The sequence below is a fragment of the Streptomyces niveiscabiei genome, assembly GCF_001419795.1.
Lineage (GTDB): Bacteria > Actinomycetota > Actinomycetes > Streptomycetales > Streptomycetaceae > Streptomyces > Streptomyces niveiscabiei.
The window spans coordinates 1-6694 of the sequence record NZ_LIRL01000191.1 but is presented as its reverse complement, the minus strand read 5'-3'; the positions used below and the strand labels follow the sequence as shown (position 1 = coordinate 6694).

At 66.9% G+C, this 6694-nt stretch carries 10 protein-coding genes; 4 read left to right on the top strand and 6 right to left on the bottom strand.

Annotated features, from left to right (window positions below):
• On the bottom strand, window positions 1-484 hold a 484-nt coding region (locus tag AOK24_RS10775), incomplete at its 3' end, for a TauD/TfdA family dioxygenase (protein WP_167376822.1).
• A gap of 168 nt (window positions 485-652) precedes the next feature.
• Here AOK24_RS10775 and AOK24_RS10770 point away from each other — a divergent pair.
• Both AOK24_RS10770 and AOK24_RS49615 read left to right on the top strand, forming a co-directional pair.
• A complete protein-coding gene (locus AOK24_RS10770) occupies window positions 653-1093 on the top strand; it encodes an NUDIX hydrolase (RefSeq protein ID WP_055719843.1) in 441 nt (146 codons plus the stop codon).
• Between the two features lie 6 nt (window positions 1094-1099).
• Window positions 1100-2263, top strand: coding sequence for a helix-turn-helix domain-containing protein (locus tag AOK24_RS49615; RefSeq protein WP_193555080.1), 1164 nt, complete (start codon window positions 1100-1102; stop codon window positions 2261-2263).
• Window positions 2264-2575: 312 nt separating this feature from the next.
• Here the strand turns inward: AOK24_RS49615 and AOK24_RS10760 are convergent, their stop codons facing one another.
• The gene (locus AOK24_RS10760; RefSeq protein WP_055719842.1) at window positions 2576-3121 is read right to left on the bottom strand and encodes an ATP-binding protein; all 546 of its coding nucleotides are present in this window, start codon (window positions 3119-3121) and stop codon (window positions 2576-2578) included.
• 322 nt (window positions 3122-3443) lie between these two features.
• Here AOK24_RS10760 and AOK24_RS10755 point away from each other — a divergent pair, with 322 nt between their 5' ends.
• Both AOK24_RS10755 and AOK24_RS10750 read left to right on the top strand, forming a co-directional pair.
• The gene (locus tag AOK24_RS10755; RefSeq protein WP_063799420.1) at window positions 3444-4301 is read left to right on the top strand and encodes a helix-turn-helix domain-containing protein; all 858 of its coding nucleotides are present in this window, start codon (window positions 3444-3446) and stop codon (window positions 4299-4301) included.
• 3 nt (window positions 4302-4304) lie between these two features.
• Complete coding sequence (locus tag AOK24_RS10750) at window positions 4305-4658, top strand: DUF397 domain-containing protein (RefSeq protein ID WP_055719840.1); 354 nt, start codon at window positions 4305-4307, stop codon at window positions 4656-4658.
• A gap of 91 nt (window positions 4659-4749) precedes the next feature.
• Here AOK24_RS10750 and AOK24_RS52690 read toward each other — a convergent pair whose 3' ends face one another.
• The 4 genes from AOK24_RS52690 to AOK24_RS10735 all read right to left on the bottom strand — a co-directional run.
• Window positions 4750-5100 carry a winged helix-turn-helix transcriptional regulator gene (locus tag AOK24_RS52690; protein WP_107103933.1) on the bottom strand — a complete coding sequence of 117 codons (351 nt, stop codon included), beginning with the start codon at window positions 5098-5100 and terminating at the stop codon, window positions 4750-4752.
• 280 nt (window positions 5101-5380) lie between these two features.
• Window positions 5381-5962 carry an SAM-dependent methyltransferase gene (locus AOK24_RS45670; RefSeq protein ID WP_240553793.1) on the bottom strand — a complete coding sequence of 194 codons (582 nt, stop codon included), beginning with the start codon at window positions 5960-5962 and terminating at the stop codon, window positions 5381-5383.
• Window positions 5963-6073: 111 nt separating this feature from the next.
• Window positions 6074-6304, bottom strand: coding sequence for a DUF397 domain-containing protein (locus AOK24_RS10740; RefSeq protein ID WP_055719838.1), 231 nt, complete (start codon window positions 6302-6304; stop codon window positions 6074-6076).
• The coding region (locus AOK24_RS10735; protein WP_240553791.1) for a DUF5753 domain-containing protein at window positions 6301-6694 on the bottom strand (394 nt) is incomplete at its 5' end. The genes AOK24_RS10740 and AOK24_RS10735, both read right to left, overlap by 4 nt.

The following is a 6694-nucleotide window of genomic DNA, read 5'->3' as shown; positions in this document are numbered from 1 at the left end:
TCACCGACCGCCAGGCCGCCCCGAAGTAGGCCGTACGCGGCGTGGAGAACCTGACGGCCGCCTGCGTGTTGCACTTCGTCAACCGGTCCAGGACGTCACGCCCGTCGGCCAGCAGCGACACCCCGCCCTCGGCGGCGGGCCTCAGACAGACCAGGAGCATCAACCTCGGCGGCTGCGGAACGCTCGACCGGTCGGTATGTGCCTCCAACTCGCCCATACCGAAGCCACCGCGGCCGATGAGGTGGGCGTCCGCCCGGGTGTTGCGGATGACGGTCACCCCATCAGAGCTGCCGTGAGGATGCGGTACGACCGACATCACCCGGGACGCGAAACGGGCCACCGCCTCGCGGGTGACCAGGCCGTCCACGACGACCAGCCCGTCCTCCCGCAATCGCCGGATGATCGTGCCCACGGTGCGCGGTGCGTGGATGTCCACCTGGCGGGAGGCGAACGGAGTCAGGGCCTGGCCGGGCGTATCGCGCATGGGGCTGCTCCTCTGGACGAAGTCAGTGCGGTCAGCTTGGAAAAGGCGCGGCGGCCGGGTACAGCGACAGATTGTCGACTCGGACAATTCGCCCGACGCGCAGGCGAGTTGGGAACGCCGTGTTACGTTCCGGAAGCCGGAGTCACCCACCGCAGGACAAGGACCGCGATGACGTACACCCCGCCCCTTTGGCCCGTCTCGGTGAAGGGCGTCGCCGTGGACGCGCTCGGCCGTGTCCTGCTGCTGAAGAACGAGCGCGAGGAGTGGGAACTGCCCGGCGGGCGGCTGGAGACGGGCAGTCCGGATGGGGCCGTACCGCCGGACGGCAGTCCGGAGGCGGCACTTGAGCGGGAGATCCAGGAGGAGACCGGCTGGGAGGTGAAGGCCGGTCCGCTGATCGATGGCGGAGTGTGGATCTACGAACCCATCCCCGGCCGCAGGGTCCTGATCGTGACGTACGGCTGCACTGTCCTCACCCCGGAACAGACCCCCGTCGTCAGTCACGAGCACAAGCAGGTCGGCCTGTTCACCGCCGCGGAAGTACCGGAGCTGACCATGCCCGAGGGCTACAAACGGTCGATCGCCGCCTGGTCCGACCGTACGGCGTAGGCGGCCGTGGACGGAGCCTTCGCCGTACGGTCCTCGGCCCGCTTCGCGCAGTGGCACTGGACGACCGTCCAGGCCGAACGGGTCCTCGCCACCGGCGACTTGGGGAGCATCCTGCGCTTCTACCGTCAGGTGCACCACATGAACCAGACCGAACTCGGCGAGGTCCTCGGCTACGACAAGACGTACGTCTCGGCGCTCGAACTCGGCAAACGCCGACTTGACGACGTCGGCTCCCGACGCCACGTCTGCGAACGGCTGCGCCTGCCTCCGCACGTCCTCGGCGTCACGGACAGGGCGGACACCGATCACCGGGCGATGGTCCAGTTCGGAGAGTCCACCGTCCGCCTCGCCGAGCTCGCCCGCCAGTCCGGCCACGCCACCGAAGCCGTCTCCGAACTGTGGCCGCTCGTGGCCCGACTGGAAGCCCGTCTCGGAGACGGTCACGCGGAACGGGAAGTCCTCCACCTGCTCGCCCGCGCACGCGTCGGACTGGGAGTGGCCCTGGGGAACGTCCTTCCGGAGGAACGCCTGTCCACCGCCGCGCACTGGACGGCGAAGAGCCTCGACCTCGTCGCCCACTTCGACGACCCGGCCATGATTTCGTACGCCCTGCGCATGCACGGCAACGAACTGCGCAAGGCCGGACTGAAGGGCGCGGCCGTCCAACGCCTCCGCCACGCCCGGGAGTTCGCGCCCGACACCGCCACCCGGGCATCGGTGCTGCCCCTGCTCGCCCGCGCGGCCGACGCGCTCGGAGACCGGAACCTGTTCGACGAGGCCATGCGGGAGACGGACGATCTGCTCAGCCACGCCGAGCACACCAGCCTCTTCAACCCGTTCTCGCTGTACGAGATCCGGCTGCGCGGCCTCGTGGCCACCGGGCGTACCACCGAGGCGATCCGGCTCGTCGAACACGGCCCGGCTCCCACGATGACCGTCGCGCCGCAGTGGCATGTCATCCAGCGGATCACCATGGCGCACGTGCAGCTCTTCGCCGACGACCGCAAGGGGGCCGGGGAATTCCTGGAGGAGGCCGTACGGCAAGCGACGGCGCAGCGGCTTCCGCACCAGTTGCAGCGGGTGATGCGGGTGGCGCAGGAGCGGCTGCCCGAGAGTCACGAGTTCGCGGCGCAGAGCCTTCGACGGCTTCGGCAGGAGATGGCCGCGTAGCGGCGAGGCGGATCGGGCGTTGCCGGTGGACGCGCGACAGCGGGGACGGAGAGCTCTGACGATCATGATTCCTCGGATGGGACATCAGGAAGAAGCGAGGTATTGGACCGGCTGTCGTGCCGTTCCCTGGTCGCACGACAGCCGGGAGTCGGCAGCACCCGGAGTGGGGAGGGGCGCTGCTTCTCGCTCGGATCTCCTGGGGCGATTTCGGTCGGCGCCGCGCGCCTGACCCGCCTCCCAGGGAGGAGAACCGAGCCCCCGGGTATGCGGCGAGGACGACGCCGGGGAACGCCGTCCGCGCGGTACCCGGGACTAGGCCGAACTGGGAGCGGTCGAGACGACGACGTACTTGTGGAACAGCGCGCCGGCGGACCGCGACAGTCCGGAAAGGGAGTTGGTGCTGAGACGAGCGGTGTTGTGCTTCGTCGGGGCGGCCGTGGCGTCCGGCTCCGGTACGGCGACGACACACCAGACGGTCTTGCCCTTACCGGTGGCGTCGGGCCGGTAACCCCAGTCCTTCGAGAGGGCCGCCACGATCAACAGGCCGCGGCCACCCTCGCGTTGGAGATCAGGAGCCGTGAGGTGGGGCCGTTCGGCGCTCGGGTCACTCACCGAGATCTCCAAGGCGTGTCTGTCGTAGGACAGCCTGGTGGTCACCGGCTCGCCGGCCGTGGTGCTCATGGCCTTGATGGCGTTGGTCAGCAACTCGCTGACCAGGAGGCGGACGGGATCGGCGAGATCGGTCAGCCCCCACTCGACGACCCGTGAGGCGGCTTGGCGTCGGATGACGCTCACGTGGCTCTGGTCCGCCAGTACGGACCATTCGGCTGAGAGGGGCGGGAGTTTCGACACGGACATCTCCTGAGATGTGCATCGCCTTGCCTGCGCGAAGTGCTCTCGGGGGCTACGAGGTGCCGTCACCACGGGAGTTGAAGAAGGGTGCAACGGCGCATGACGCATCCCTCGTTCGGACCGGACGCGTCCGGGGGAACGCGGTCCGTCACGAGCTGGTCACCCCAGGATGGACCTAGAATCTTCTGACGGCAACTACATACAGAAGATTCACGGCCCTTCTTGAGTCAGTGGAGGCTCCATGAACCAGGCCGATGCTCCGCGCCCCGTCCGTACGGCACACTTGATCCATGGCCGTCAGCTTGGGTCGAAGAGGGAGCAGCGCCGCATGAGTAACACGCCTCATGGATCTGCCGGGAAGCGTCGCCTTCTCGGCAATCACCTCCGTGCGCTGCGTGAATCTTCCGGCAAGACGCTCGTGCAGGCCGCCGACGAGATCGGCAGGTCGAATCCGACGCTCAGCCGCATCGAGACCGGCAAGCGGACACCGCTGCTGATCGAACTCAAGGCTCTGGTCGACATCTACGGTGCCGACAAGGAGACCGTCGCCGCGCTCCTCAAGCTGCACTCGGAGATCAAGGACGACGGCTGGTGGGACGACTACAAGGACGTCATGCCGACCAGCCTCGCGAACTACGTGGCGCTCGAACTCGAAGCGGCGTCGCTGAAGGTGTTCGCCCTCGCGGCGGTACACAGCCTGCTCCGCACCGAGGACTACCTCCGCGCAGTCCTCCGGCCGTCCGTGACGAACGCCAAACTGGTCGACCGGCTCACCGAGTTCCACCTGGAGCGGCAGCGGCAGAGCCTCCAACTGCCGGAGACCCCGCTCGAAATCATCGCCGTCCTGGACGAGGCGAGCCTGCGGCGCGAGGTCGGAGGGCGGGCCGTCCTGCGAGCCCAGCTGGAGCACGTGCTCCGTTGCATGGAAGCGCCCAACATCACCGTGCAGATCCTCCCGTACGACAAGGGAGCACACGGCTCGCTGACCGGCTCGTTCACCATCCTCGACTTCCATGACCCGTCCGAGCCGTCGGTGGCCTACGTGGACAGCCCCGGCGGCAACCTCTATTTGCAGAAGACGCAGGATCTGCGGCGCTTCGAGAGGACGCACGCCGCCCTGCGCGGCGCGGCGCTCGACGAGCCCGCGTCCGAGCGGTGGCTGCGTAATGCCCTCAAGGAGATGTGAGCCATGCCCACCCCTGATCTGAGCAATGCCGTGTGGCGCAAGGCCAAGATGTCCGAGTCGGCCCAGGGATGCGTCGAAGTCGCCGCTCTGGGCGGCGGTTTGGTCGGCGTACGCAACAGCAGCGACCTCGCCAGAGCGGCTCACGTCTACCCCGCCTCCGACTGGGAGGAGTTCCTCGGGTACCTGCGGGGGGAGCGCTCGGCGCCGGCTCGCATCCTGGTGACCATAACCGCCGCCGGGGCCGTCCTCAGCGATCGCGCTGGTGTGGCCGTTTTGGCGCATGAGTACACGACCCACGAGTGGAACTGCTTCATGGACGGTGTGCTGAACAGGGAGCCGCAACTGGCCACAGCTTGATGTGGGGGGACGAAGGGGGCCGACAAAGCACCGTCGGCCCCCTTCGCTGCTCCAGGTGAGATATTCGGGCGAGTGGTTGAGGGGCACTGGATCAGCGAGGTCCCTCTTCTTTTCTCCGCTGTCTCGTGCGTTCAAGCAGATCCGAGTGGGCTTCGGTCCATAGGACCAACGAGGTTGAGGCTCCAAGTAGTTCTCTTGCGGCGGTGGAGAGTTCATAGGTCGCGCGGTAGGGGAAAAATGATTCGCGGGTACGTCGGACGAGTTCGGCTTGTTCGAGACGCCTGAGCGTACGATTCAGCTGACTGTCTTGAAGGTGCAGGTGCTTTCTGCCCGGCCATCTAATTTCGTTTTTCTGAGTGCGGATCGTTTCCAGTAGGCGCGTGTATTGGAGTGGCCTGGCGCAGAGAGCGACGAGGATGTCCCAGGTCCATTCGCCGCTCATCGCGTGGCGGACGTCGTGGAGCCCCCGGAGGAATCTTTCTTCGCCAGGGGACGGCAGGTTCAACCGTGTCCGGCAGCTGTCCAATTCGCATGGGTGCCATCGCGTCTCGTGGTTCGACACACAACTCCCTTCAGGAAGAGGGGAACGGAGCCGTACGGCGGCGGCCGAGGTGATGTCGATAGTCCCCGGAGGATCGTTGGCAGCCGCGGCGGCAGTCCTTCTGCCACTGGGGTACACCACTGTCTCGACGTCACTTCAAAATTGACGGGCCTGTGGATCTTCAGGGTTTGCGGGCGACACCCGCGTAGACCGCGGGTTCGTCGTGGACGGTCATGGTGTCGTCGGGGCGCCATCCGGTGGTGGGCACGATGCCGGGGTCGCAGACCTCAAGTCCCCGGAAGAACAGGCTGATCTCCTCGAAGGATCTTGCTTTGAGGGAGGTTCCTCCGGTGCGGTAGATGGCGTCGACCCGCTTCACGGTTTCGGGGTCTTGGGTGATGAGGTGGGACAGCATCAGATGGCTGCCGGGAACCAGGGGTTCCAGTAGTTTTTCGATGATCCGGTAGGGGTGTTGGTCGTCGGTGACGAAGTGCAGGAGCGCGACGACGGAGAGGCCGACCGGCCGGGTGAAGTCGAGGTGTTTCTGGGCGTGGGCGAGGATCTGTTCGGGGTCGCGGATGTCGGCGTGCAGGTAGGCGAGGTGTCCTTCGGGTGTTCCGTGTAGGAGGGCCTGGGCGTGGCGCAGGACGATGGGGTCGTTGTCGACGTAGACGATGCGGGCTGCGGGCTCGGTCTGCTGGACGACCTGGTGGAGGTTGGGTTCGGTGGGGATGCCGGTGCCGATGTCGAGGAACTGGGTGATNNGCCGCCGAGGTACCAGTCGTAGAGGCGGGCGGAGTGCGGGACGCTCGTGTCGATGTCGTGGGGGCTGAATCCGTCGTCGATGGGGTCTAATTCGGGGTTCATTTCTTCCTCACGTGACCAGGAAATCGGCGAGACCGGACTTGGCTGCCTCGATGAACTGGGATATTTCGGTGGGGGTGCAGATGAGGGCGGGGCCTCGGGGGTCGGTGGACTGCCGTAGGGCGACGTTCCCGCCGCCGAGTCGTTTTACTTCGAGGCAGTTGCCGTTGTTGCTGCCGCTCCAGGGTTTGTGCCAGCCCTGGGTGCCCAGTTCGTTGTCGGCGTTCGTGGCGTGCGTCATGAGTTCAATTCCTTGCGGACGTCCAGGAGGTATTTCCTGGTGCGTCGGTGGGACATGGCCTGGGTGCTCATCCGGTCGAAGACCTCGCGGTGCAGCGCGACGTCGGGTTTCTCCTCGGTGTAGGCGGCGCTGGTGAGGGTGTCGGTGCCGACGATGTCGGGGAAGTCGGTCATCGGGAACCGGAAGAGAGTGAAGGGGCCGAACGCTCCCGCGTGGAGGCCGGCGGTGAACGGCATGACCTGGAGGGTGACGTTCGGGAGGTCGCCGGTCTCGACGAGGTGCTCGATCTGCGCGCGCATGACGGCGGGTTCGCCGGCCGGGCGGCGCAGGACCGTCTCATCGAGGACGGCCCAGAGCTGCGGCGCGGGCGGGTCGGTGCGGGTGAGGAGG

Coding starts and splice junctions, on each gene's coding strand:
- AOK24_RS10770 (WP_055719843.1), top strand. CDS start 653: ATGACGTACACCCCGCCCCTTTGGCCCGTCTCGGTGAAGGGCGTCGCC.
- AOK24_RS10760 (WP_055719842.1), bottom strand. CDS start 3,121: ATGTCCGTGTCGAAACTCCCGCCCCTCTCAGCCGAATGGTCCGTACTG.
- AOK24_RS10755 (WP_063799420.1), top strand. CDS start 3,444: ATGAGTAACACGCCTCATGGATCTGCCGGGAAGCGTCGCCTTCTCGGC.
- AOK24_RS10750 (WP_055719840.1), top strand. CDS start 4,305: ATGCCCACCCCTGATCTGAGCAATGCCGTGTGGCGCAAGGCCAAGATG.
- AOK24_RS52690 (WP_107103933.1), bottom strand. CDS start 5,100: ATGAGCGGCGAATGGACCTGGGACATCCTCGTCGCTCTCTGCGCCAGG.
- AOK24_RS10740 (WP_055719838.1), bottom strand. CDS start 6,304: ATGACGCACGCCACGAACGCCGACAACGAACTGGGCACCCAGGGCTGG.